Consider the following 23,264-nt stretch of genomic DNA (forward strand, 5'->3'; position numbering starts at 1 on the left):
GCTGCGGATTCGGGCTCGACGCGGTTATCCGCGTCGGCCTAAAATGCTACCACTCTCAATTCTCTACACGCCATGCTGAAGGTGTCTTCATGCCTCCTGAATGCCAATTGCTAGGCACCCTTGGGTGTCATCTGTGTGAAGTCGCCGAAGCCGAACTGCTGCCATTGGTCGAGCATGGTTTGCTGGTCGAACTGGTCGATATTGGAGAGAGCGCTGCGCTGGTGGACGATTACGGTCTGCGCATTCCCGTGCTGCGGCGCGTGGACACTGGCGCCGAGCTGGACTGGCCGTTCGATGCAGAGCAAGTGGTGGTGTTCCTTCAGTGATGCGCACGACAAAAATACCCGATCAAAAATATTTCGCTCAAGACATCACCAACTGGCTATGTAACTGAGTTCCATGGGTCAAGTTGTCAGCCAGCGGGCAGCGACGTTCAACCTCGTGCAAAAACGCCAGTTTTTCCTCAGTGCTTAGATCCGCGTCAATGTCTACCAGTATTCGCAATGCCTGAAATCCCGGTCGAACAGAAAGATCCCGTCCGAGTAATCCCGCAGGGTCATAATCAGCTTGAATTTCAAAGCGCATACCGCGCAGTTCAATTTTGCGCTGATGCGCGAGAAAGCGGCCAATCGTGCCAAAGCATCCGGCAACCGCGGCGAGAATCAATTCAAGTGGCGTAGGCCCGGTATCTTGTCCGGCCGCGTGCTTGGGCTGATCCATGATGACGCGGTGTTCACCGCACGTCACGTCGATTGCAAAGCCTGAGCCGAGGGTGCCGTGGGCGCTAATAGTTTTCAGGGTCATGTCCGTGTTGCTCCTTTGCTCAATTCGTTCGGCGGTTTTCTAGCGCTGAGAACAATAAGATACCGGCCAGCATGGCCCCCATGAATACGATGATTTGCCAGTGCCCAGTGAGCAAAATCGCCACTGCGGGCCCGGGGCAAATACCAGCGATGCCCCAGCCGACCCCGAACAATAGGCTACCTCCAATCAGTCGGGAATCCAGTTCACGTTTGACCGGTATCTGCATGGGTGCACCCAGCAGGGACTGCTTCTGTTTGCGGGCCCAGTTCAGTGGCAGGATCGCAACTGCGATAGCGCCGGTCATGACAAGCCCTAGAGAGGGATCCCAGGCACCGGCCAAGTCGAGAAAACCTAACACCTTGGCGGGGTTTGCCATGCCTGCCAGCAGCACGCCAAGTCCGAAGATCAGTCCAGAGAAAAAAGCAGTCAACTTGATCATATTCAAGCCCCCAACACATGACGAGCTACGTACACCGTGGTAAAGCCTGCCGCCATAAAACACAACGTTGCCATGATGGAGCGAGGGGATAGGCGCGAGATGCCGCACACGCCGTGACCACTGGTGCAGCCGGAGCCGTAACGTGTGCCGACGCCTACTAGCAGGCCGGCTAACACCAGCCCGAACCAGCCTGTCTGAAACTGGATTACCGGCAAGGCGGCAAACAGCCCCCACAGCAGGGGTGCCAGCAGCAAGCCCAGAAGAAACATCGCCTTCTCGCCCCAGCCATCACTGCCCCACTGGAGTACGCTACCGAGCAATCCGCTTACTCCGGCAATACGGCCATTGGCGAGAACAAAGAAGCTGGCCGCCAGCCCAATCAGTGCTCCTCCTGCCAGTGCCGACCAGGGAGTGAAGTTAAACCAGTCAATGCTCATGTCGCGTTTCCTGCACGGAATAGTGGGTAAAAAGTCTGGGTGGCGGCAGGCGCTGCCGGACTGCTGATGTTTAATCGGTCTGCTTGCCATGGCAAAGCGTCTAGACCTGTCGTTCCACGGGTGTTAGGGGGCTTCAAAGGCGATCATGATAAAAGCGCTCAATTAAGACAAAAACAATATATTTTTTTATATAGTACTTGGCAAGTGCTGTTATTGCTTTGGAGAGGATCAGCGGACGAAGCAGGAGCGATAAGCGCATAAAGCAGAGTTGGCAGGCCTCGCCGGGACATAATCAACCAACGGGCAATGTTCCGTCCGACGAAGGGAGACCAGCGCTTTGCTCACATAATGGCCAGATAGGCTATGAGTAACGCTCCCAGAATCGCGGTGGTGATATTGATCCCCGGACCAGCGTTGACGCTGTAACCGTTCGGGATCTCAACAGGTTTGAGCGTCTTAACCACCTTTCGATACTGTCAGGGTGTCCGCGCGGCGCACGGGATGACCGCGGAGTGAAGGTGAGCCATCAGGAGGCTTTTTCGGCACAAAATTGTTGATGCAGAGTATTGATGACTGCCAGTGCAGCGGGACTACTGATGCGATAGAACACCTGCTTTCCGTCACGACGGGTCTCCACCAGTCCTTCGCGGCGAAGCACCGCCAGCTGTTGTGAAAGAGTCGGTTGCTGTATCCCTAGCAGTGACTCCAGATCGCTGACATTGCGCTCACCTTGGGATAATTGGCATAGCAGCATCAAGCGATCCTGATTGGCCAAGGCCTTTAGAAGCTGGCTGGCAGCATCGGCATTGGCGCGCAGTTGCTGGATGTCTAGTTCAGGTATATGAGCGTTCATTGTGCCTTCTCAGTTAATGCGCATACACTATATATTGTTGTATATTGTCGTGCAATTTGTTAATCATCAGGCACTGTGGGGACGGCCGCTCCTGCACCTGAATCAGAGAGCAATACTCCGAGCCGAAGGTGCAAATGCTCAATAGTTGCCTGAGCGGATAAGTTAGGCTATGGCGGTTCGTCTATATATTTTTAAATGGGTTGAGAGGCTGCAATCCTTCATGTTCATACGCTAGCAGTTAGTTAAACTTCGGCAATCCGATAGCAAATCAAAAAAGGACAATCGATGACTATCCACGTTCTTCCATTGCAAGATCAAGCGGCCCCGGAAGGCATCTGTTTCGGGTGCGGAAGCGCACACCCAAGCGGTCTCCACATAAAAAGCCACTGGGATGCCGACGGAGTTCATGTTGTGTGCAAACACACCCCGGCCCCTGAATTTACTGGCTGGCCAGAGTTGGTTTACGGTGGTTTCATTGCAATGTTAGTAGACTGCCACTCGAACTGGACTGCGATGGCCTATCACTATCGTGCGGAAGGGCGGGAGCCTGGAACATTACCTCGCATTGATTGCGTGACTGGGCAGTTGAACCTCACCTACCGTAAGCCTACACCGATGGGTGTCGAGCTCACCTTGAAGGCATGGGTTGAAGGAGAGGTAGGGCGCAAGTCACGGATTATTTGCGAGGTTTGGGCAGGTGATGTTTTGACGGTAATCGGCGACTCTGTCTTTGTCAGGGTCAGCACTGAGAAACTAAGGGCCGAAGCACAAGCGGTAATCTGAGTCGCCGTACGAGAAGCCGTAGGTGCGGTGTGAGTAGGTGGCGGATTTGCAATCCGTCACCTACTCGATCAGCTAAATAGCTTTTACAAACAAGGCGACTGCAACCACGCCGGACACAATGGCAAACCCTCTTTGTAAATGAGGCCCCGACAGCTTGGCGGCGACCAGACGTCCGCTGATCATGCCTACTAATGCGCCAATGGAAAACGGAAAAGCAATTGCCCATTGCAAGTGTCCAGCCGCCGCGCTTGCGGCAACTCCGGAGATTGAAACCAGTGCAATAACGGCTAGAGACGTTGCCAGGACTGACTGTGCTGTCAAATCGGTATATCGCTGGAGCGCCGGCACCATGACAAAGCCGCCGCCGACACCCAGCAAGCCAGAAAGTCCACCCGCGACAATGCCAGAAACTGTGAGCGCCCAGGCACAAGGAGCCGTCCAGTTTAGCTTGCCTCGGCTCGCGTCCAATAGGCAGGGCGGTGGCTTGTTCTTGACGTCTGTCTTTGACTCGACGGAAGCAGGCAATGATCGTTGAAACACTCGAAATGCAACGTACATCAGCACAAAAGCAAAGACGATCGTCAGCGGGCGGTTAGGTGTGCGTTGTGCCAGCCAAAGGCCAAATGGGGAGCACACGATCCCCGCTCCAGCGATCAAGAGCGCCGCTTTATAACGTACGGTGCCGTTTTTTAGCCCCATCACAGCACCCAAGGTTGCCGCCAATCCAACAGCGAGCAAACCGATAGGCCCGGCTTCGGCCATGCTCAATCCAACGCCAAAAACGAGTAATGGAACGGCAAGTATTCCACCGCCTGCGCCAGTGAGAGCAAGAATGACACCAACAGTAAATCCGAGCAGCAAGACTATAAGCATTTCAGTCTCCTTGCTTTCAGTTCTGCCAACTGATGGGGCACAATCTGCTCCGATACCGACAGTCCTTGTACGAGGTGGCGAATGTACATAGGTGTCTCCGTTAAAAATATTGTTGTTATGGGTATTTTTGCGGGCGACGTCAGGCGACATTGAGCGGTATTTTCAGATAGCGTGTGCCGTTTGCTTCGGGCTCAGGAAAATGTCCAGCCCGCATGTTTACCTGAACCGATGGCAGGATTAGCGTCGGCATTTCCATTGATGCATCACGCTTGGTGCGCATCGCTACAAACGCCTCCTCACTGATGCCGTTACGGACATGAACGTTGTGCGCGCGCTGGTCAGCAACGGTGCTGATGAATTGCACTTCACGACCACCAGGTTGATAGTCGTGACACATGTACAGCAAGGTATTGGCCGGCAGACTCAGCACCTTGTTAATTGACTGAAATAGCGTGCGCGCATCACCGCCGGGGAAGTCACAACGTGCGGTACCGTAGTCGGGCATGAACAGGGTATCGCCGACGAATGCTGCCGTTTCCTCACCATCGCTGACCACATACGTCATGCAAGCCGGCGTGTGGCCTGGCGTATGCAGTGTTCGGCATTGCAGCGTGCCAATGGCGAACGACTCGTCATTCGTGAACAGGTGATCGAACTGACTACCGTCACGGGCCATGTCGCTACCTGTGTTGAACAAAGCTCCGAAGACCTCCTGCACAGTCGCTATCTGGCTGCCGATACCTATCTTGCCGCCGAGTTTTTCCTTCAGGTACGGCGCTGCCGTCAGGTGGTCCGCATGAACATGGGTCTCGAGGATCCAGTCGACCTTCGCATTGAGTTCGGCCACTCTCGCAATTAACTTGTCGGCAGACATCGTGGCGGTGTGGCCTGATTTAGGATCGTAATCAAGCACGCTGTCTACCAAGGCGCAGTGGCGGGTGGTTAGATCCAGCACAAGATAGCTGACGGTGCTGGTAGCAGGATCGAAGAATCCTTCAACCTGAAGTTTTGCGGTCATGATCTGTCTCCTTAGGGGCTCTTATTCGAGTCGCTCGCACCAAGGGCTGACAGATGCAATAAAGCTGCCAACTAAAATTACTGCTTAAAATAAATTTATCTAATTGATTTTATTAGGTTATATATTTTTTTTGATGGGCTGGTTTCGTATTCAAAAGCAAGAAGGAACTGCCATTGGCAGTGTTTGTTGACATAGGTGGCAGTGCCACAACAGTATGGGCGAATTCTCAGGAGCCATGATGACCAGCAGCCTGCCCCCTCCAAACGGCCCACACCGGGACCAAGTGCAATCACTTGTCTCGTTTCTTGAGCACGAAGCAGACCCTATGATCGTGCTCGATCCCGAATACAACATCCTGGCTGCCAACACCGCGTACCAGCGTCAGTTCGGCAGTGTCGACAAGCCTTTTATCGGCCACAAGTGCTATCAGATTTCACACCATTACGATGTCCCTTGTGATCAGGCTGGCGAGCATTGCCCGATGAAAAAAGCCCAGGAGCTGCGCGCTCCAGACCGGGTTTTGCATATCCACCACACACCGCGCGGTCCTGAGCATGTCGAAGTCGAATTACGCCCGATTCTAGACGCAAAGGGTGTCATCACCGCTTATGTGGAACGCCTCAAGCTGGTTCGCAGCGCATCAGCGCGGCCCAGTAACGAGGGGCTGGTCGGCTCATCGCCTGCCTTCAACCTTGCCCTGTCGGAGTTGCAGCGGGTGGCCCCCTCAATGTTGCCGGTACTGTTGCTGGGAGAGTCCGGCACAGGTAAGGAACTGTTCGCCCGCGCGGTACATGAAACCAGCGAGCGGGCCGCTGGGCCATTTGTGGTAGTCGATTGCTCGGGGCTGACCGAAACGCTATTCGAGAGTGAGCTGTTCGGGCATGAAAAGGGAGCGTTCACTGGTGCCACCACGCGCAAGCCGGGCTTAGTCGAGACGGCGCAGGGCGGCTCGTTGTTTCTCGATGAGATAGGCGACGTTCCGCTGGCGATGCAGGTGAAACTGCTGCGCCTGATCGAGTCAGGCACTTATCGCCGTGTCGGCAGCGTCGAGACCTTGCACGCGAATTTCAGGTTGATTGCGGCGACCCACAAGCCACTCGAAAAAATGATGGAAAAGGGTGAGTTCCGGCAGGACCTGTACTACCGCATCAGTGCTTTTCCGATTCAGTTGCCGCCATTGCGCCACCGGATCGAAGACATTGGCTTGCTTGCCAATTCAATTCTGCAACGGGTAGTCCCCGGCAAGCGCAGGCTGACTATAGAGGTCGATGCCTTGACGCAATTGCAGCGGTTTGCCTGGCCGGGCAATGTCCGCGAGTTACGCAATGTTCTGGAGAGAGCCAGTCTGTTCGCCGACGACGGTGTAATCCGCTGCGTACATTTGCCTGCAGCGCCAGCGTCGATATCTCCTCAGGTCTCTATCCAGTCTCCTTTCGAGGGCGGCGCGCTGGTACACGTACTGGCCACGTTCAAAGGTACCCGCAGCGAACTGGCCAAGCACATGGGCATTAGCGAACGTACTTTGTATAGACGACTGAAAGAACAAGGACTCGCCTGACCACATGTCAGCCTATGACTGCCAATCACTGCCGCCATGGCAGATTGGCAGCATATTTACCAGTCAAGGCATCTGCCGTCTTCGTGCTTAAATATTTAAGTGATTGTTATTAAACAATAAATATCACATTTCCCCTCTTGGCATGACGTGTGCTAACTGCATAGTCATGACCAATTCCGACAAACGATTGCGGCGCCATCTGCTAATAGCAGTGCTAATCAAGTTGATGGTGCTGACAGTGCTTTGGTGGCTGTTCATCCGAGATTCGCGCGTTAGCGTCGACTCGAACACCATCGGCGACAGGTTCGGCGTACCCACCTCGACTCAAGGGGCAAGCAAGTGATTTCAGAACATCTGGTGGATTTGTCACGGCTGCAGTTTGCAGCCACCGCGCTGTACCACTTTCTCTTTGTACCTCTCACCGTTGGCATGGTGTGGCTGCTGGTCATTATGGAAAGCGTCTATGTGATGACGGGTAATGTCATCTGGAAAGACATGACGCGTTTCTGGGGCAAGCTGTTCGGTATCAACTTCGCCCTGGGCGTGACCACGGGTATCACACTCGAGTTTCAGTTCGGTACCAACTGGGCGTATTACTCGCATTACGTCGGCGACATCTTCGGTGCCCCACTGGCGATCGAGGGCATGATGGCGTTCTTCCTCGAATCAACAATGATTGGCCTGTTCTTCTTCGGTTGGGACCGATTAAAAAAGGAGCACCATTTTCTGGTCACGCTGCTGATGGCCATTGGTACCAACCTTTCAGCGCTGTGGATCCTGATTGCCAATGGCTGGATGCAAAATCCGGTGGGTTCTGAATTCAGCTATCTCACCATGCGCATGGAAATGGTCGACTTCTGGGCTGTGGTTTTCAATCCAGTAGCACAGGCCAAGTTTGTGCACACCGTCTCGGCCGGTTACGTCACCGGTTCGATGTTTGTGCTGTCGATTTCGAGTTGGTATTTGCTCAAGAATCGAGATGTCGAGTTTGCAAAGCGAAGCTTTCGGGTTGCGGCAGCCTTTGGCTTGGCGTCAGTGCTGAGTGTCATCGTCTTGGGTGACGAGTCTGGCTACACGGTGGGCGAGGCCCAGCAGACCAAAATGGCAGCCATGGAGGCCATGTGGGAAACGAAACCTGCACCCGCCGGCCTGACATTGGTGGCCAGCATCAACGAAGCCGAATCGAAGAATAACTGGGAAGTTGAAGTGCCGTGGCTGATGGGCCTGATCGGCACCCGGTCAGTCAGCAAGCAAATTCCTGGTATCCATGAGATCAAGGAGAAAAACCGGGCCCGTATCCTGCGCGGCATTACCGCAGTCAATGCGCTGGAAACGTTGCGCAAGCATCGCGGTGATCCCGCTGCGCTACAGGTGTTCGAAGAATATAAGGCAGACCTCGGTTTCGGCCTGCTGCTTAAAAAGTATGTCGAGGATGTCAATCAGGCCACACCGGCCATCATAGATAAAGCCGTCAACGATACCGTGCCACGTGTGACACCTATGTTTTGGGCATTTCGGATCATGGTAAGTCTCGGCTTTGCGATGCTGCTGCTCTTTGGGCTGGCGTTCTGGAGCACATTGAAGTCGACTTGCACACGACGCCGCTGGTTATTGCGTTTGGCTCTCTGCATGCTGCCTGCGCCTTGGATCTCCTGCGAACTTGGCTGGTTCGTGGCCGAATACGGCCGCCAGCCCTGGACTATCTATGGTGTGCTGCCAACTCACATGAGCGTATCCACGCTCGGCGTCAACAACCTGTACGGCTCGCTAGCAGGATTCATCGTCTTCTACACCGCGCTGTTGGTGGTTGAGATGTTCTTGATGGTCAAGTTCGCACGTCAAGGTCCAGGCAGTCTCGGAACTGGCCGTTATGCCTACGACGCTAATTTGAAGGAAAGCCACCATGCTTGATTATTTCACCCTGAAAATTATCTGGTGGGCGCTGGTCGGCGTACTGCTAATCGGTTTCGCAATCATGGACGGCCACGATATGGGGGTCGGCACCTTGCTGCCTTTCGTTGGCCGCAATGATATGGAGCGGCGCGTCGTTATAAACACCGTCGGTCCTCATTGGGATGGGAATCAGGTCTGGTTCATCACCGCTGGCGGCGCATTGTTCGCAGCATGGCCTGTGGTCTATGCGACGGCGTTCAGCGGATTCTACTGGGCGATGATCCTGGTTCTCTGGGCGTTGTTCTTCCGCCCGGTGGGCTTCGATTATCGCAGCAAGATCCACAATCCAACCTGGCGCAGCACTTGGGATTGGGGACTTTTTGTGGGGGGGACAGTTCCTCCACTGGTGTTCGGGATCGCGTTCGGCAACTTGCTGCAAGGCGTACCGTTCCAGTTCAATGACTATCTGGTGTCAACCTACACAGGCAGCTTCTGGCAGTTGCTAAATCCCTTCGCACTACTGACGGGCGTCGTCAGCAGCGCAATGATCACTCTGCAGGGCGGAAGCTATCTGGCACACCGCACTGAAGGTGTCATCCAGTCCAGAGCCATCACGGGCTCGGTTGGGGCGGCAATCGTGTTGGTGTGCTCGTTCGTAATCGCCGGGATCTGGCTGCAATCGATTGATGGCTATCGCATTACGTCGGTGATTGATACCGCTGGACTACCCGACATCCTCGGCAAGTCTGTAGTGCGCGAAGCAGGTGCCTGGATGGCAAATTACAGCCGTTACCCTTTGCTGTGGCTGTTGCCTGCGATGGGATTGGCTGGCGCGGCGGGCGCGGCCATGTTGCTGATGGCGCGCCGTACACTCTCAGCATTTGTGGCGTCATCGCTTGCTGTTGTCAGTGTCATAGGCACTGCGGGTGTATCGATGTTTCCGTTCATTATGCCGTCGTCGTCAATGCCGGCTGCGAGCCTGACAGTTTGGGACAGCGTTTCAAGCCATCTTAGCCTTGCCATCATGTTCTGGGCCGCGCTGATCTTCATGCCGCTGATTGTTCTTTATACCTCATGGGCGTACCGCGTCATGCGGGGCAAGGTGACCATCGCGCATATCAAAGCCAACGACCATTCAGCCTACTAGTGCCAGCAAAGGAGTAAAAATTATGTGGTATTTCGCCTGGATGCTGGGGGTCGGCTTTGCATTGTTGCTGGCTATATTGAATGCGATGTGGGGCGAGAACGAAGCTGGCCGAGCCATGATCGACAGTGACGAGGCAGAGTCATGATGGCCCGCGTCGCTAACGCCTCGCCGACCTCACGCATACATTTGCTGAGTTTGGTTATCGCTGTGGCGATCATGCTCGCTTGCACGCTATATCCCCCACTGATAGCAGCCCCCGATGGGAAAGCTGACCATGCTCTCGCTACCGCGCTGTTCGCAGCCATGAGCGTTGCCTTTGTGAAAGGTGTGGGTTTTGTTCCGCGCATGCCCGTCTGGCGTTGGCTGTTTTCAGGCTGGACCTGTCTTGCGGCGCTTGCGCTCGCCAGTTGGATGAAGTTCCTACATTGAGTGCTGATGACATGACTGAACTATTGAGCGCCCAGCACAAGAACAATGCCAGTGCTTATCTCCAGTTAGGGGGTGAGGCGGGTATCCATGCACTGGTCGACCGGTTTTACGAACTGATGGAGGTGCTATCCGAGGCACGAAGAGTGCGCGGGATGCACCCGCCGAGTCTCACCGGCAGCGCGGACAGTCTATTTAAGTTCCTGAGTGGCTGGCTTGGCGGCCCGCCACTATTTCAACAGGAGCGTGGTCACCCGCGTTTGCGTATGCGACACGCGCCCTTTGCGGTCAGTATTGTCGAGCGCGACGAATGGATGCTGTGCATGCGCCAGGCGATCAACGAGCAGGTGGATGACTCAGCCCTGAATGCGAAGCTGCAACGTATGTTTTCAGAAATGGCCGACCACATGATTAACACCGATGTGAGCAGTACAGGTGTTGCGGTGTCGGGCTGAACATCCGGCGTGCCGAAATCCGCGCCTCCGAAGGTTTCGATACAATGGATGGGTACCACTCGACCAAGTCGTTGTAATTCTTTAGGCGTCTTGCTTGTAACAGATTGAATAACCCTCCCGTGCAGTCCCGTGCGTAGAGGGTTATCCAATATGGTTATGCTAAGCAAGAAAACATTGACTTCTCCCAACTGGAGTCTTCCAAAACATCATGATTAAAACTGCCCATGATCTGGTAGCCGACGCTAAAGCACGTATCGAAGAAGTGGCCATCGAAGACGTTGATCAGGCTATCCAGGATGCGGATGTACTTATCGATGTGCGTGAAGCTGACGAGTATGCTGCCGGCCATCTCGCTGGCGCGATACACGCGTCGCGCGGCATGCTGGAGTTCAAACTGACCAACGATTCCAAGCTCAGTTCGCGTGACCTTAAGATTGTGCTGTACTGCAAAACGAGCGGTCGTGCAGCGCTCGCCGCCGCATCGCTGCATGACATGGGCTACCTGCATGTCAAATCAATCACAGGTGGATTCGACGCCTGGGTTAGTGCAGAAAAGCCGATCGTGGGTCCACATTTACCCATCTTCGAGTAGCACCTTGGGTTCTATGGACGATCCAGTAAGATTCTGTGTGCAGCACGTCTGGCTCTAAGGTGGATCGTCCATTGATGGGGAAGGGCGCAATGCCCTCAGCGGGTAGGCGTGGCGACAAAACGCTGTATTTATCGCGGTGCTGCCAGACATTGGTCCATCGAACTGGCTGGGTAGCAGGACCTGCCCAGTACTAACTGGTAGACGTTAAAAAAGCGGCAGCGGTAAGTAACGTTATGCCCGAATATAGAACCAACCTTCTGATTGCATTTTGACAAGCTCAGAAACGGCACCTTGCGCCAACACTCTCAGTGGCGCCGACACGCAACGATCAAGATTTTTCAGCGTGTTTGGACATACCCAGGTTATCGCGTCCGTTTCACTATTTGGATCATCAAGGGTCGCCGCAACAGCCTTTGAATTGACTATGATCCTGACGTTTGCCTGAGGAGCATCTTTCAATAGGTTCACTGCATTGTTGCGGGCGCGTGCCAAAGCATCGGGAGTCGGAGCATGCAGCACAACATGAAGGTTATCGATTTCGCTGAGATCCATTATTCAAGGCCTTCAAGGTCGATTAATGTGGTGGATAACGCCTCTTTTCAGAGGCGTCAACGGGATATAGTGAGTGCTGCATGACATTTTTCAATAGAAAGCTGTATGGGGCCATGCGCCCAAAGCAGGGGTGAGCATCGAAATCTAAATGGCGATCGGGTTGGAAACTACTTTGTCCCCTGACCTATCAAGACGCCATCTACTTTCTGGCCATAAAGATTAACCCCATCATTGGCATGAAATTTCACCCTCGTTTGCTCGATCGAACCGTCGATGAACCTTGGGTCTTGGGGGCGCTCGTGACTATTCATATAAGCTGCAACATGCCAAGCCTCCTCTGTGGAAAGTGTTCCACCCTTGCCCAGAGGCATATTCGCTTTGATGAAGCCGGCAGCAGTATTGATTCGATGCATCCCAGCTCCCCAGTTGAACGAGTCCTTGCCCCATAATGGCGGGAGTACGTAGTCCGAGCTAGCCTTCTGTCCTTGGCCTTCATCGCCGTGACATAGGGCGCATTGCTCAACATAAATTGTTTTGCCCTTAGCTAAATCGAAACCTCCAGCGGGCTGGGGAATCTCGGGATAGGAGCGTCCCGGTAGCTCTTTGCCGGTGGGCGCTCCAGTCGCCAGCCAATATGAGTATGCCGTCAACGCTGCTATCACCGCGTTGTCAGATGGAGGCGGTTTACCATTCATGCTGAACTGAAAGCACCCTTGTAGACGCTCAGCATACGTATTGACCTTGTCGTTCTTTTTTCGATAAGCCGGGTACATCGTGTAAGCCGCCCAAAGGGGCGCCGAGTTGGCTTTTCGACCCTGCTCAAGATGGCAATTTGTACAGTTCAATCCGTTACCGACGAACTCAGGCGCATTCGCTTTAGTGTCGACAAATATCGCATGGCCTTGCAGCACCAAGCGACCGTAAGCATTATCGGGCAGAGTATCCTCGGCTGGGGGCACAAAGGACGGTGCTGATTTTTGAGTGCCGTCGAGGATGTTGGCCTCAGAAGTCGAGACCACCGTTTCTGCTGCGTAAGTTGACGACATTATGCTGAGGCTGATAAATGCTGTAATTGTTAACTTCATGATCCGGCCTCTATTTACTGAGTTCAGCAAAATATTTTGACACTGCTTCAACCTCGTCATCGGTCAATGAGCGAGCGATATGGCCCATGAGGTCATTCGGATCATTGTTTCGGGTACCCTGTCGCCAGGCATTGAGTTGTGAGGTCAGGTACTGCGTTGACTGGCCTGATAGCGGAGGGACGAGGCCTCCTACCCCGACGCCACTGGGACCATGACAAGCCACGCACTCAGGGATATTTCTGTCCCAAGCGCCTCTCAAGGCAAGGACCTCGCCAGATCCTTGTGCTGTGTGCGCGCGATTTACGTGTGTAACCTCCGGGCTTGGCATTTTGGCTAGCATGGCGGCGATGACTTTTGATTCGTCATGGCTCAATGCTTTGGCAATTGGATACATGATGGCATTTGCCCTGGATCCAGAGCTGAAATCCGAAATCTGCTTTGCCAAATATTCAGCAGGTAGGCCCGCTAGCCTTGGGAAACCTGGCGCAGGCATCCCAAGGCCGTCTGCGCCATGGCAGGCTGAACAGGCGATGACTCCAGGGTGAGAGCCACCTCGGGTAAATATTTCTTGCGCGTCCGCAGCAAACCCTGGGCTAACGAGCATGCTGCCCAGACCAACTAATGCCCATCGAGAAATTTCCATCAGTAGCCTCATTATTATTGGCTTTTCATCAGGTGCCTCTTTTCCGTGCCCATCCATCGTAGCGAGTAGAGCAGAAATAATCCCTTGGTCCCTGTATCAACAGCGAATTGTTCGCAGCCCCGGCATTCACCCAATATTCCAAGGGCCGGTGCGCATTTTTGAGTTCGTAGACAGTCAGAGAGCCTAGAAAGCATCGCGGTTTAGGCGTTCTCGATGGCCCCTCACCGCGGTGGCAGGCATGCATCACCTACGGTTAGCCAGGGTGTCCGTCACGCCTAAATGGGGGCATGGGCAGCGAAGTGCGCAGCCGCTGTTACACCACGCGCCGGGATGAGCGGGTGCCATTAGGTTCTGCCCAGCCCTTGCGCGATAATGCGCAGCCAGCCAGTCAAGGCGTTCCGAGATTTGAGCCTACCCATGTCCGAGCCCGTTTTTTCTCCCGCGCAGAGCCAAGCAAGCACCCTGTACCTGCCAGCAGGGCCATGGGCAACGGTTCTCGATTGTCTGTGCGCGCATTTTTCCGCCATTAGCCGGGAGCAATGGCTGGACCGAATAGCCAGGGGACGGGTTCTGGATGCGGAGGGTGTGGCCATAGCTGTCGAGTTGCCTTACCGGGAAGGCTTGCGTGTCCACTACTTTCGCGAGGTTCCGAACGAAACGCCGATACCGGTGCTAGAGACGATCCTGTATGCGGACGAGCATCTGGTGGTGGCGGACAAACCGCATTTTTTACCGGTCACTCCTGCCGGTGAGTACGTCGAGCAGACCTTGCTCCGACGCTTGATCCGTCGTCTGGATAATCCGGACCTGGTACCACTGCACCGAATTGACCGGCACACGGCAGGCTTGGTGTTGTTCTCGGCAAACAAGGAGAGTCGTTCGGCGTATCAGTCGCTGTTTCCTACGCGTCAGATCGACAAGCGCTATGAGGCCATTGCCCGTGCGTTGCCCGAAGTGCAATTCCCTCGTGTGCATAAAAGCCGGCTGGTCGCGGGCGAACCCTTCTTTCGGATGCAGGAAGGGCCAGGTATCAGCAACACAGAAACGCGCATCGAAGTCAGTGAACGCAATGGCGAATATTGGCGGTACGGCTTGTACCCCGTGACGGGCAAAAAACACCAGTTAAGGGTGCACATGGCGGCTCTGGGCGCGGCGATCTGCAATGATCCGTTTTATCCCGACGTGCTCAAAGATGCGGTGGATGACTATACTCAGCCGCTGAAGCTGTTAGCTCAGAGTCTGCGTTTCATTGACCCGTTGTCCGGGGAAGACAGGCAATTCGAGACGCAACTGGCGCTCGACTGGTAGGTTGTTTCTCGCGATGGATGAATGTGCACCGCATACAAAAAACCCGCGCAGGGCGGGCTTTTGAACAAAATCGCAAGCGATGTTGTGAAGGATCAGAGATCCTTAACCGTACTCACCTGGTCTTTGTTGACGCGAGTTTCTTTGCCATCAAGCTGTTTGAATTCGTAGAAACCCGATTCTTCATCATACTTGGGCGTATCAACAGCCTGGATTTCGCGCCCGTCGTTGAGAGTGATGACTGTGGGCGAAGCACAGCCGGCGAGGCTTGCGAGGCTCAGAGCCAGCAGGAAGGCGGCGGGTAAGGTCCGTTGAGTCATGGTGTGTCTCCGTCAGGGAATGCTTTGATTATTGAGGTTGAGACGTATACATCATCCGCAAGTTCCATGGACAGTAGTGGCTTGTCGCAATCGCTGACTCAGATCAACGAAGGGTTAGTGAAAAGGGGGCTGTGATATAACAACAGGCTGTTCCCCCTCTCTTTGGATCGAGCCTATGAAAGCGAAGGCTGAAACACCTTTCGTGCCATTGAATATTGCCGTATTGACCGTCAGCGACACCCGTACCTTTGAAACCGATACGTCTGGGCAAGTCTTCGTTGACCGCTTGACCGCCGCAGGTCATAGCCTGATCGAGCGCGTGCTGCTCAAGGACGATCTGTACAAAATCCGTGCTCAGGTTGCCACCTGGATTGCCGACGATGACGTGCAGGTTGTACTGATCACTGGCGGCACAGGTTTTACCGGTCGCGACAGTACACCTGAAGCGGTGATCTGCTTGCTGGACAAGCAGGTCGATGGGTTTGGTGAGCTGTTCCGGCAGATTTCCGTGGCGGATATTGGTACCTCTACCGTGCAGTCCCGCGCGCTGGCGGGTATGGCCAACGGCACATTGGTCTGCTGCCTGCCGGGTTCGACCAATGCCTGTCGTACCGGTTGGGACGGTATTCTTGCCGAACAGCTGGATTCACGTCACCGTCCGTGTAACTTCGTCGCCCACCTCAAGCAGGCCGAGCCCTGCGAAACCCGCGGATAAACTGATATGAGCCGCACTGAAGCGCGATCGTTGATGCCTGTAGAAGTGGCGCTGGCGCGCTTGTTGGAGATGGCCGAGGCGACGCCGATCCTTGAGCGTGAGCGGGTCGTACTGGCCGATGCGCAAGGTCGGGTTCTGGCCGAGGAGTTGATTGCAACCCTGGATCTGCCGCCTTGGCCCAATAGCGCCATGGACGGTTACGCCTTGTGTCTGGCGGACTGGAAGGGTGAGCCAATGGAGGTCAGTCAGCGCATATTTGCCGGGCAAGCCCCCGAACCATTGACGCCTGGAACCTGTGCCCGGATCTTCACCGGCGCGCCCGTGCCGGCGGGCGCCGATTGCGTAGAAATGCAGGAAAACGCCGAGGTACTCGTCGATCAGCGGGTGCGCTTCATTGAGCCGATGAGAGTCGGGCAAAACATTCGTCCCCAGGGCCAGGAAACAACGATTGGCGAGCAAGTATTGGCCGTCGGTACGCGTATGGGGCCCATTGAACTGGGCCTGACAGCATCGTTGGGCCTGGCCGGGCTTAATGTCGTGCGGCGCGTGCGTGTTGCTGTGTTGTCCACCGGCGATGAGTTGATCGAGCCGGGCCAACCGCTGGGCCCTGGGCAGATTTACAACAGCAATCGGGTGTTGCTGTGCAGTTGGTTACAGCGGTTGGGCTGCGAGGTGTACGACGCCGGGATTTTGCCAGACGATCTGGAAAAAACCCGTAACGCGTTGGGCGCTCTGGGGCACGTCGATTTAATTCTTTCCACCGGTGGTGTATCGGTGGGCGAGGCAGATTTTCTCGGACATGCCCTGCGCGAGGACGGCGAGTTGTCATTGTGGAAGCTGGCCATCAAGCCTGGGAAGCCGCTGACGTTTGGCCATTTTCGTGGTGTGCCGGTGATTGGTTTACCGGGCAATCCAGCCTCGACTCTGGTGACCTTCGCATTACTCGCCCGGCCCTATCTGTTGCGCCGTCAGGGTGTCGCCGATGTCGCGCCGCTGCAGTTTCCGGTGCCTGCCGGTTTCACCTGGAACAAGGCCGGGGACCGCCGCGAATATCTGCGCGGGCGATTCGAACAAGGCCGCGCCGTGCTCTACAGCAACCAGAGCTCGGGCGTCCTGCGCAGCGCAGCGTGGGCCGAAGGCCTGATTGAAGTGCGCGAAGGGACCACGGTCGCCGAAGGTGACTGGCTGAACTTCATTCCTTTAAGTGAGGTGCTGGGCTAACGACCTGACTCATGTGGTGCTGCGGTTATAAACCTGGCGCTTACATCTCAACGTCGATCCAATCGTTTTGGTCGCCGTGGCTTATGGCCGCCCGGTGATCGAGCCGGGGCCGTTATTTGGACGGCGTTGATTCAGGCGTTCGTTATCGTAATAGGCGGTCTTGCGCCGCGTGATTAAATACGCTGTCCTGAATGCGGGTGCGCAAGGCTGGAATATTGCCCAATGGTCCTTTCAGAACAATCAGCGCGTCCCGCAGGGCCATGAGGTTTTCCAGGCCAAAAGCCTTGGTTGTGTGGGGGGCAGCGACAGGTAGCGACAGGTCGATAGCAGTCGCAGTGTTCGGGTTCATATAGATCAGCTCTTATAGTTATTCAGTGGAGGTGGTATTTGTTAGTTGCCAGGCGCAATGCTGCAAACGAATTTTTACAGTTTCGGGTGTCGGGGTAAATAGCTTGGCGGGGTGAATGTTGCGGAAAATCGTGTAGGGTATTTCTACAGTTTTAAATTTTATGTAGGAAGTTTATATATGGCCGCTGAAACTATCCTGAATATAGATGGGTTTGTCTAACAATCGAGCAAGTCCGAAGAGAAGGCTCCTTCAGGCTTGTTCGATGGGGTGTGTTCCAGGTTTGATTAGCTGAGTTGAGCGCCTGAATATTGTCAGTCTTTGGCGGACTCTTCCTCCAGACGGTCGGCTTCAAACAATTGCTCCAGTTCCGTTCTCGCTTCTCGGGCGGTTTGCAGGACTTTGGCGTCATCGTCATACACCAAATGTTGGGCATTCAGCACTTGTTCATCGTGACGCTTGAAGCGACTGACCCGGGCATCGGCCTGAGCCTGGCTCAGGCCCAGCCCCACCAATGTACGCCTGCTCATCTCCAGGCTGGAGTAGAACGTTTCGCGTACCGCCTGAGCACCTACGTCCATCAGCCGGTGCACATGTTGACGGTTGCGTGCCCGGGCGATGATTTTTATGTGCGGATAAAGCTTGCGCACCAACTCGGCAGTCTTGATGTTGGTGTCCGGGTCATCAGTGGCGATGATGAAAAACTCTGCCTGATCAACCTTGGCCGCACGCAAAATTTCCGGGCGTAGCGGGTTGCCGTAGAACACCGGCAGATGGCCAGAGCTGCGGGAAAACTCAATGGACTCCACAGCGTTATCCAATGCCACGAAGGAGATTTTTTGTGCCCGCAGAATCCGCGCAACGATTTGACCCATCCGGCCCATACCCGCGATGACCACCCTGGGCGAATCGCTGGCGATATCGCGGTACTCGTCCGGCACGATCTGCGGCGTGACTTTGGGTTTGAGCAGTCGCGAAATCAGGAGTAACAGCAGCGGCGTCATGGCCATGGACAGGGTGATGGTCAGCACCAGAATGTCGTACAGCCGCGCTTCGAACAGCCCTTGGTCGCGGCCGATCTTGAACACCACGAAGGCAAATTCACCACCCGCTGCCAGCACGACGCCCAAGCGCAAGGCGCTGTGCTGGTCCAGGCCGCCGACCAGACGGCCGATGCCAAACAGCAAGGGCAGTTTGATTAGAATCAGCAGCACTGTCAGCCCCAGCACGGTCAGCGGTGCGCTGGCCAGCAGGCCAATATTGGTACCCATGCCGACGCTGATAAAAAACAGCCCGAGCAGCAATCCTTTGAAGGGCTCGATTTGTGATTCCAGTTCGTGGCGATATTCGGAGTCAGCCAATAGCAGGCCTGCCAGAAACGCCCCCATGGCCATCGATAGTCCCGCCAGGTCCATCAGCCAGGCTGTGCCGATCACGACCAACAATGCAGTCGCGGTCGAGACTTCCTGTAGACCGGTCTTGGCTACGATCCGAAATACCGGGCGCAGCAGATAGCGCCCGCCGATCACCACAATAGCGATGCTGCCCACCACCCGCAGACCATGAGTCAGGTGGTCTGAGGTGCTGGCGTTGTGATCCACCCCCGCTAGAAACGGCACCATGGCAATCAATGGGATCGCGGCGATGTCCTGGAACAACAATACGGCGAAGGCCAGCCGTCCGTGTGGACTGTTAAGTTCCTTGCGCTCGGCCAGACTCTGCAGGCCGAAGGCGGTGGACGACAGTGCTAAACCCAGCCCTAACACAACCGCACTGTTAAACGACTGATCGAAGGCGAGCAGGGCGACGCTGCCGATAGCCACCCCAGTGAGCAGTACTTGGGCAAGCCCAACGCCAAACACGGCCTTGCGCATCACCCACAAACGTCGCGGCGACAACTCGAGGCCGATGATGAACAACAGCAGCACCACGCCCAATTCGGAAATATGGCTGACACTTTGCGGGTTGCCGATCAGGCCCAGCACTGAAGGGCCGATGATCACCCCGGCAAACAGATACCCGAGCACTGCGCCTAGTTGCAGGCGCTTGGCCAAGGGTACGGTCAATACTGCGGCCAGCAGAAATACGACTGCGGCCTGCAGTAGATTGCCTTCGTTGGGCATAGTGAACTCCTTGATGTATCGCTGTTCGATCACTGCTAAAGCGCGAGAGCGGAAGCTTGGCGGCAACCGTCTTGAATAGGGCGGCATTAAAACATGTGATGTTTATCTCATTGGCGTTCATTTTGTTCTGATCAGGGTCACAGGATCAGTGTCGAAGCCTCTATCGGGCAACCCGGCGGCCAGTACCGGGGATTTGTATGCCAGGCTGCCGTCTGCGAGTCATCAGCGGTACCATGGGCCCGGAGTTGCGCAGAGCAAATGATTTCTACAGGTATTCAGGAAGCCGTAATGACTAACAAACAGCGTTTGACGTATTCGATTCTGATCGCCCTGGTGGTGCTGGGGATCATGTTGGGCTTGTCACACTTGCAGAACATTGGCGTGATCACCGAGAAGACCTTTCAGTACATTGCCGTTTCGGTCGCGGTGTTGGTGGTGATCATCAACGGGTTCATGCGGCGCAAGGTCAAGCCTTAATGACAAGGTGACGCTAAGGTTGGCTCAATCCCTGCTTGAGCAAGCGTGCGGGATCAATGAAGAACGTCATTACCTCCCTCAAAAAAAATATACCGGAGCTTAAAATGTCTGCATCCAGCGATACCGCAGCCCACGTCGAGACGCAAAATATATCTTTTCCTGAGTTGGTCGAGTTGCTGCGTCAGGTCTTCCTGCGCAACGGCACCTCGCCGGAAGTGGCAAGTGTGTTGGCTGAAAACTGCGCCAGCGCTGAGCGTGACGGTTCCCATAGTCACGGCATTTTCAGAATTCCCGGTTACCTTTCGTCCCTGGCCAGCGGCTGGGTCGACGGCAAAGCGGTGCCAAAAGTCGAGGATGTTGGCGCGGCATTTATTCGGGTCGATGCGGCTAACGGCTTCGCTCAACCTGCATTGGCGGCTGCCAGACCGTTGCTGGTAGAGAAAGCCAAGAGCGCGGGGATTGCCATTCTGGCGATTCGCAGCTCGCACCATTTCGCGGCGCTGTGGCCCGATGTCGAGCCGTTCGCTCGTGAGGGGCTGGTGGCGTTGAGCGTGGTCAACAGCATGACGTGCGTGGTGCCCCATGGTGCACAGCGACCGCTGTTCGGCACCAATCCAATTGCATTTGCCGCACCCAGGGCGGGTGGTGACCCGATTGTGTTCGATCTGGCCACCAGTGCTATTGCCAACGGTGACGTGCAGATCGCTGCTCGCAAGGGCGCGATGTTGCCGCCGGGCATGGGTGTGGACCGCGCCGGGCTGCCGACCGAGGATCCCAAGGCGATCCTTGATGGTGGTGCGTTGCTGCCCTTTGGTGGCTATAAGGGCTCAGCCTTGTCGATGATGGTCGAATTGCTCGCCGCGGGGCTCACTGGCGGTAATTTTTCGTTCGAGTTCGACTGGTCAAAGCATCCCGGTGCACAGACCCCCTGGACGGGTCAGTTGTTTATCGTCATTGATCCGAACAAGGGTTCCGGGCAGAACTTTGCCGAGCGCAGTGAGGAACTGGTCCGGCGGATGCATGACGTCGGTCAGGAGCGCATGCCCGGTGACCGCCGCTACCTGCAGCGCGCCAAGGCGCTGGCCCATGGCATCGATATTCCCGTGGCTGAACTGGCGCGATTGCGAGAGTTGGCTGGCGTGTAGGGTTAAACCCTAAACCTGCGGCAGGCTTGCTTGTAGAGGCTCGCGTCAGATACACCGCGCGAGTCCATTATCAGGCGAGTCTGTAATGGGCACCGAATAAAGTCCGGCTCTAGTTGCAGGCCTGCAGGATGATGGTTACCGCAGAGGAAGAGGTATCAGCGACCGTTGGTGTCATCTTGAATGGCTGTAACTTTTGTAGTCTTGACACGTAGATATGAAGAGCAACTCTTTTTTTCTAAAGTCTGTAATGCCCTCATTTAGAGCCAGTATCTAGCGGGCCACTTCACGACAAATACGCCCCGTTAACGCGTAGCGATCAGCGTTGTTCAATCCCCGATCTGACCCCTCGAAACCCCGGTTATAAAGGGGCGCAGCCCCAATGGGCGTGACGATTACCCTTGTTGTCAGGAACCATGGTGTGGCGCTGCCAAGCGTCCGCGAGGAATGAGTTCGTGCAGACATCCTCATGGAAAGGTTAACGATTTAGGGATTTATATATTCCAAAAGCAGATAAAAAAATAATAATTCATTCTTATAAAGAATAAATAAAATCCTTTAAATTGCCGCCACTCAACGCCGCAACCGCTCTAGGACGGCCGTTAGCCCTGAATTAGCACTGCCGATCGGAGACAACGATGCGCAATAAAACTTACCTCACGCTGGTCATGGTCCTTGGTGTCGCACAGCAAGCGCATGCCGCTGGTTTCATTGAGGACAGCAAAGCCTCACTTGACCTGCGTAACTTTTACTTCAACCAAGACACGCGTAATGCAAAGGCACCTTCTGACCGTGAGTGGGGCCAGGGCTTCATTCTTAATTACCAGTCAGGTTTCACTCAGGGACCGATAGGGGTTGGTTTGGATGTGCTGGGCTTGTATGGCCTGCGGTTAGACGCCGCAGGGCGCGTGGGTAAGAAGGAAGAGGATCACACCCCGGGAAGTGTATTTCCTTTGGACAGCAACGGAGAAGCGGTTAATGATTATGGCCGGCTGGGGGCCACCGCTAAGTTTCGTGTTTCCCAGACTCAGCTAAAGGTCGGCACGTTGCTCCCGAAACTGCCTGTTTTGACGTACAACGACGGGCGCTTATTGCCGGAAACCTTTGAGGGGTGGCAAGTAGAATCAAAAGAGTTTGAGCATTTAAACTTTATCGTGGGTGATATAAAACAGGTGGCTGATCGTAACTCCTCAAATACCCAGGGGATGTCGATTGCGGGCGCAAACAACCCGGACACCGGGAAATTCAGTAATCAGTTCTATTACGGTGGGGTTGATTATCAAGCCACTCCGCAATTGCAACTGCAATACTACTATGGCGGCTTGAAAGATTTTTATCAGCAGCACTTTCTTGGGTTGGTTCACCAGTGGCAACTGCCCGTCGGTCAGCTGAAAACAGACTTGCGTTATTTCTATAGCACCTCAGGCGGTGAAAATGCCAGCGCTTCGGGCCGTGATCAAGGTTATGTCAGTGCGGGCTATTATGGTCAAGGTATTGGCAAGGGCGAAGTAGATAACCGTCTATGGAGCAGCCTGTTCACGTATAGCCTGCAAGGCCACTCCATCAGTGTTGGCTATCAGCAAACGAGCGGGCGTAGTGACTTCCCTCATTAACCAGGACCAGGGTCGCTCTCCTTACTTGATCACCAATTCGCAGGTTCTGCGCTTCGTCAATGCAGGCGAAGACACGACAATGGCCGCGTATGCCTACGACTTTTCAACCCTCGGCTTACCGGGTTTAAAGACAAGTTATACCTACTGGAATGGTCAGCATATTCAAGCGCTCAACAAGCAGAATAGCGAATGGGAGCATGACTTCCGTATCGACTATGTGATCCCTCAAGGTAGCCTCAAGGGGCTGGGTTTTACGTGGCGCAGTGCGGTGCTTCGAGGCAACGATGTGGCCGACAAAGACGAAAACCGCTTTATCGTCAGCTACAGCATTCCTCTTATATAAGGCATTGTCTTCGGCTTCGACGCCGCCTTGCCCAGCCACTTCGACAGGACAAGGCGGGCTCATGCTAAATTCGCAGGACTGTTCAAAAAACGCCAACAATT

27 protein-coding genes and 1 pseudogene are annotated in these 23,264 nt (G+C 54.9%); 16 read left to right on the forward strand and 12 right to left on the reverse strand.

Annotated elements, in window-relative coordinates:
• Positions 1–89 precede the first annotated feature (89 nt).
• Entirely contained in the window at positions 90–326 is a 237-nt protein-coding gene (locus tag RGU44_RS05190) for a glutaredoxin family protein (RefSeq protein ID WP_322179452.1), read from the forward strand.
• A 37-nt stretch (positions 327–363) separates the two neighbouring features.
• Here the strand turns inward: RGU44_RS05190 and RGU44_RS05195 are convergent, their stop codons facing one another.
• The 4 genes from RGU44_RS05195 to RGU44_RS05210 form a co-directional block, all read right to left on the reverse strand.
• A complete protein-coding gene (locus tag RGU44_RS05195) occupies positions 364–804 on the reverse strand; it encodes an OsmC family protein (protein ID WP_322179451.1) in 441 nt (146 codons plus the stop codon).
• Between the two features lie 19 nt (positions 805–823).
• Positions 824–1,243 carry a DUF6691 family protein gene (locus RGU44_RS05200; protein ID WP_322179450.1) on the reverse strand — a complete coding sequence of 140 codons (420 nt, stop codon included), beginning with the start codon at positions 1,241–1,243 and terminating at the stop codon, positions 824–826.
• Positions 1,244–1,245: 2 nt separating this feature from the next.
• Complete coding sequence (locus RGU44_RS05205) at positions 1,246–1,680, reverse strand: YeeE/YedE family protein (RefSeq protein ID WP_322215958.1); 435 nt, start codon at positions 1,678–1,680, stop codon at positions 1,246–1,248.
• Between the two features lie 526 nt (positions 1,681–2,206).
• Positions 2,207–2,533, reverse strand: coding sequence for a metalloregulator ArsR/SmtB family transcription factor (locus RGU44_RS05210; protein ID WP_322215961.1), 327 nt, complete (start codon positions 2,531–2,533; stop codon positions 2,207–2,209).
• 285 nt (positions 2,534–2,818) lie between these two features.
• On the opposite strand from RGU44_RS05210, the gene RGU44_RS05215 reads away from it, so the two are divergent.
• Positions 2,819–3,316, forward strand: a complete 498-nt coding sequence (locus RGU44_RS05215) for a PaaI family thioesterase (RefSeq protein WP_322179447.1) — start codon at positions 2,819–2,821, stop codon at positions 3,314–3,316.
• 72 nt (positions 3,317–3,388) lie between these two features.
• On the opposite strand, the gene RGU44_RS05220 is transcribed toward RGU44_RS05215, so the two are convergent.
• Together RGU44_RS05220 and RGU44_RS05225 are read right to left on the reverse strand one after the other, a co-directional pair.
• Positions 3,389–4,189, reverse strand: a complete 801-nt coding sequence (locus RGU44_RS05220; protein WP_322179446.1) for a sulfite exporter TauE/SafE family protein — start codon at positions 4,187–4,189, stop codon at positions 3,389–3,391.
• Between the two features lie 139 nt (positions 4,190–4,328).
• Positions 4,329–5,207, reverse strand: a complete 879-nt coding sequence (locus RGU44_RS05225) for an MBL fold metallo-hydrolase (RefSeq protein ID WP_322215964.1) — start codon at positions 5,205–5,207, stop codon at positions 4,329–4,331.
• A gap of 238 nt (positions 5,208–5,445) precedes the next feature.
• On the opposite strand from RGU44_RS05225, the gene RGU44_RS05230 reads away from it, so the two are divergent.
• The 8 genes from RGU44_RS05230 (at position 5,446) to RGU44_RS05260 (ending at position 11,278) form a co-directional block, all read left to right on the forward strand.
• A complete protein-coding gene (locus RGU44_RS05230) occupies positions 5,446–6,765 on the forward strand; it encodes a sigma-54 interaction domain-containing protein (protein ID WP_322215967.1) in 1,320 nt (439 codons plus the stop codon).
• Positions 6,766–6,931: 166 nt separating this feature from the next.
• Entirely contained in the window at positions 6,932–7,108 is a 177-nt protein-coding gene (gene cydP / locus RGU44_RS24920) for a cytochrome oxidase putative small subunit CydP (RefSeq protein ID WP_322165175.1), read from the forward strand.
• Positions 7,105–8,676 (forward strand): cytochrome ubiquinol oxidase subunit I, encoded by a 1,572-nt coding sequence (locus RGU44_RS05235; protein ID WP_322179443.1) that lies wholly within the window; start codon positions 7,105–7,107, stop codon positions 8,674–8,676. Before cydP ends, RGU44_RS05235 begins: the two co-directional genes overlap by 4 nt.
• Complete coding sequence (gene cydB / locus RGU44_RS05240) at positions 8,669–9,805, forward strand: cytochrome d ubiquinol oxidase subunit II (RefSeq protein ID WP_322215970.1); 1,137 nt, start codon at positions 8,669–8,671, stop codon at positions 9,803–9,805. The genes RGU44_RS05235 and cydB overlap by 8 nt, the downstream gene beginning before the upstream one ends.
• A 22-nt stretch (positions 9,806–9,827) precedes the next feature.
• The gene (gene cydX, locus RGU44_RS05245; RefSeq protein WP_322179441.1) at positions 9,828–9,950 is read left to right on the forward strand and encodes a cytochrome bd-I oxidase subunit CydX; all 123 of its coding nucleotides are present in this window, start codon (positions 9,828–9,830) and stop codon (positions 9,948–9,950) included.
• Positions 9,947–10,234, forward strand: coding sequence for a cyd operon YbgE family protein (locus tag RGU44_RS05250; RefSeq protein WP_322179440.1), 288 nt, complete (start codon positions 9,947–9,949; stop codon positions 10,232–10,234). The genes cydX and RGU44_RS05250 overlap by 4 nt, the downstream gene beginning before the upstream one ends.
• A gap of 11 nt (positions 10,235–10,245) precedes the next feature.
• Positions 10,246–10,686 (forward strand): group II truncated hemoglobin, encoded by a 441-nt coding sequence (locus RGU44_RS05255; RefSeq protein ID WP_322215973.1) that lies wholly within the window; start codon positions 10,246–10,248, stop codon positions 10,684–10,686.
• Positions 10,687–10,897: 211 nt separating this feature from the next.
• On the forward strand, positions 10,898–11,278 hold the full coding sequence (locus RGU44_RS05260; protein ID WP_322182706.1) for a rhodanese-like domain-containing protein: 381 nt from the start codon (positions 10,898–10,900) through the stop codon (positions 11,276–11,278).
• Between the two features lie 231 nt (positions 11,279–11,509).
• Here RGU44_RS05260 and RGU44_RS05265 read toward each other — a convergent pair whose 3' ends face one another.
• From RGU44_RS05265 to RGU44_RS05275, 3 genes are all read right to left on the reverse strand, one after another.
• Positions 11,510–11,830: a hypothetical protein gene (locus RGU44_RS05265; RefSeq protein WP_322179438.1), complete on the reverse strand. Its 321-nt coding sequence runs from the start codon at positions 11,828–11,830 to the stop codon at positions 11,510–11,512.
• Between the two features lie 167 nt (positions 11,831–11,997).
• Positions 11,998–12,915: a c-type cytochrome gene (locus RGU44_RS05270; RefSeq protein ID WP_322215976.1), complete on the reverse strand. Its 918-nt coding sequence runs from the start codon at positions 12,913–12,915 to the stop codon at positions 11,998–12,000.
• Between the two features lie 10 nt (positions 12,916–12,925).
• Complete coding sequence (locus tag RGU44_RS05275) at positions 12,926–13,558, reverse strand: c-type cytochrome (RefSeq protein WP_322215979.1); 633 nt, start codon at positions 13,556–13,558, stop codon at positions 12,926–12,928.
• Between the two features lie 417 nt (positions 13,559–13,975).
• Here RGU44_RS05275 and RGU44_RS05280 point away from each other — a divergent pair, with 417 nt between their 5' ends.
• Positions 13,976–14,866, forward strand: a complete 891-nt coding sequence (locus RGU44_RS05280) for a pseudouridine synthase (RefSeq protein ID WP_322179435.1) — start codon at positions 13,976–13,978, stop codon at positions 14,864–14,866.
• A 92-nt stretch (positions 14,867–14,958) separates the two neighbouring features.
• On the opposite strand, the gene RGU44_RS05285 is transcribed toward RGU44_RS05280, so the two are convergent.
• Positions 14,959–15,183, reverse strand: coding sequence for a YgdI/YgdR family lipoprotein (locus RGU44_RS05285; protein ID WP_322179434.1), 225 nt, complete (start codon positions 15,181–15,183; stop codon positions 14,959–14,961).
• A gap of 175 nt (positions 15,184–15,358) precedes the next feature.
• Between RGU44_RS05285 and moaB the strand changes: the two genes are divergently transcribed.
• Both moaB and glp read left to right on the forward strand, forming a co-directional pair.
• On the forward strand, positions 15,359–15,898 hold the full coding sequence (moaB, locus tag RGU44_RS05290; protein WP_322179433.1) for a molybdenum cofactor biosynthesis protein B: 540 nt from the start codon (positions 15,359–15,361) through the stop codon (positions 15,896–15,898).
• A 6-nt stretch (positions 15,899–15,904) separates the two neighbouring features.
• Positions 15,905–17,119, forward strand: coding sequence for a gephyrin-like molybdotransferase Glp (glp, locus tag RGU44_RS05295; RefSeq protein ID WP_322215982.1), 1,215 nt, complete (start codon positions 15,905–15,907; stop codon positions 17,117–17,119).
• Between the two features lie 142 nt (positions 17,120–17,261).
• Here glp and RGU44_RS05300 read toward each other — a convergent pair whose 3' ends face one another.
• On the reverse strand, positions 17,262–17,468 hold the full coding sequence (locus RGU44_RS05300) for a hypothetical protein (protein ID WP_322179431.1): 207 nt from the start codon (positions 17,466–17,468) through the stop codon (positions 17,262–17,264).
• Between the two features lie 311 nt (positions 17,469–17,779).
• Positions 17,780–19,588 carry a monovalent cation:proton antiporter-2 (CPA2) family protein gene (locus RGU44_RS05305; protein WP_322179430.1) on the reverse strand — a complete coding sequence of 603 codons (1,809 nt, stop codon included), beginning with the start codon at positions 19,586–19,588 and terminating at the stop codon, positions 17,780–17,782.
• Positions 19,589–19,876: 288 nt separating this feature from the next.
• Between RGU44_RS05305 and RGU44_RS05310 the strand changes: the two genes are divergently transcribed.
• From RGU44_RS05310 to RGU44_RS05320, 3 genes and pseudogenes are all read left to right on the forward strand, one after another.
• Complete coding sequence (locus tag RGU44_RS05310) at positions 19,877–20,065, forward strand: hypothetical protein (protein ID WP_322215985.1); 189 nt, start codon at positions 19,877–19,879, stop codon at positions 20,063–20,065.
• Between the two features lie 104 nt (positions 20,066–20,169).
• Positions 20,170–21,210, forward strand: a complete 1,041-nt coding sequence (locus tag RGU44_RS05315) for an Ldh family oxidoreductase (protein ID WP_322179429.1) — start codon at positions 20,170–20,172, stop codon at positions 21,208–21,210.
• Between the two features lie 635 nt (positions 21,211–21,845).
• Positions 21,846–23,163 (forward strand): annotated as a pseudogene (locus tag RGU44_RS05320) (OprD family porin).
• The last annotated feature ends 101 nt before the right edge of the window (positions 23,164–23,264 follow it).

Source organism: Pseudomonas sp. 5C2 (genome assembly GCF_034314155.1).
Taxonomy (GTDB): Bacteria; Pseudomonadota; Gammaproteobacteria; order Pseudomonadales; family Pseudomonadaceae; genus Aquipseudomonas.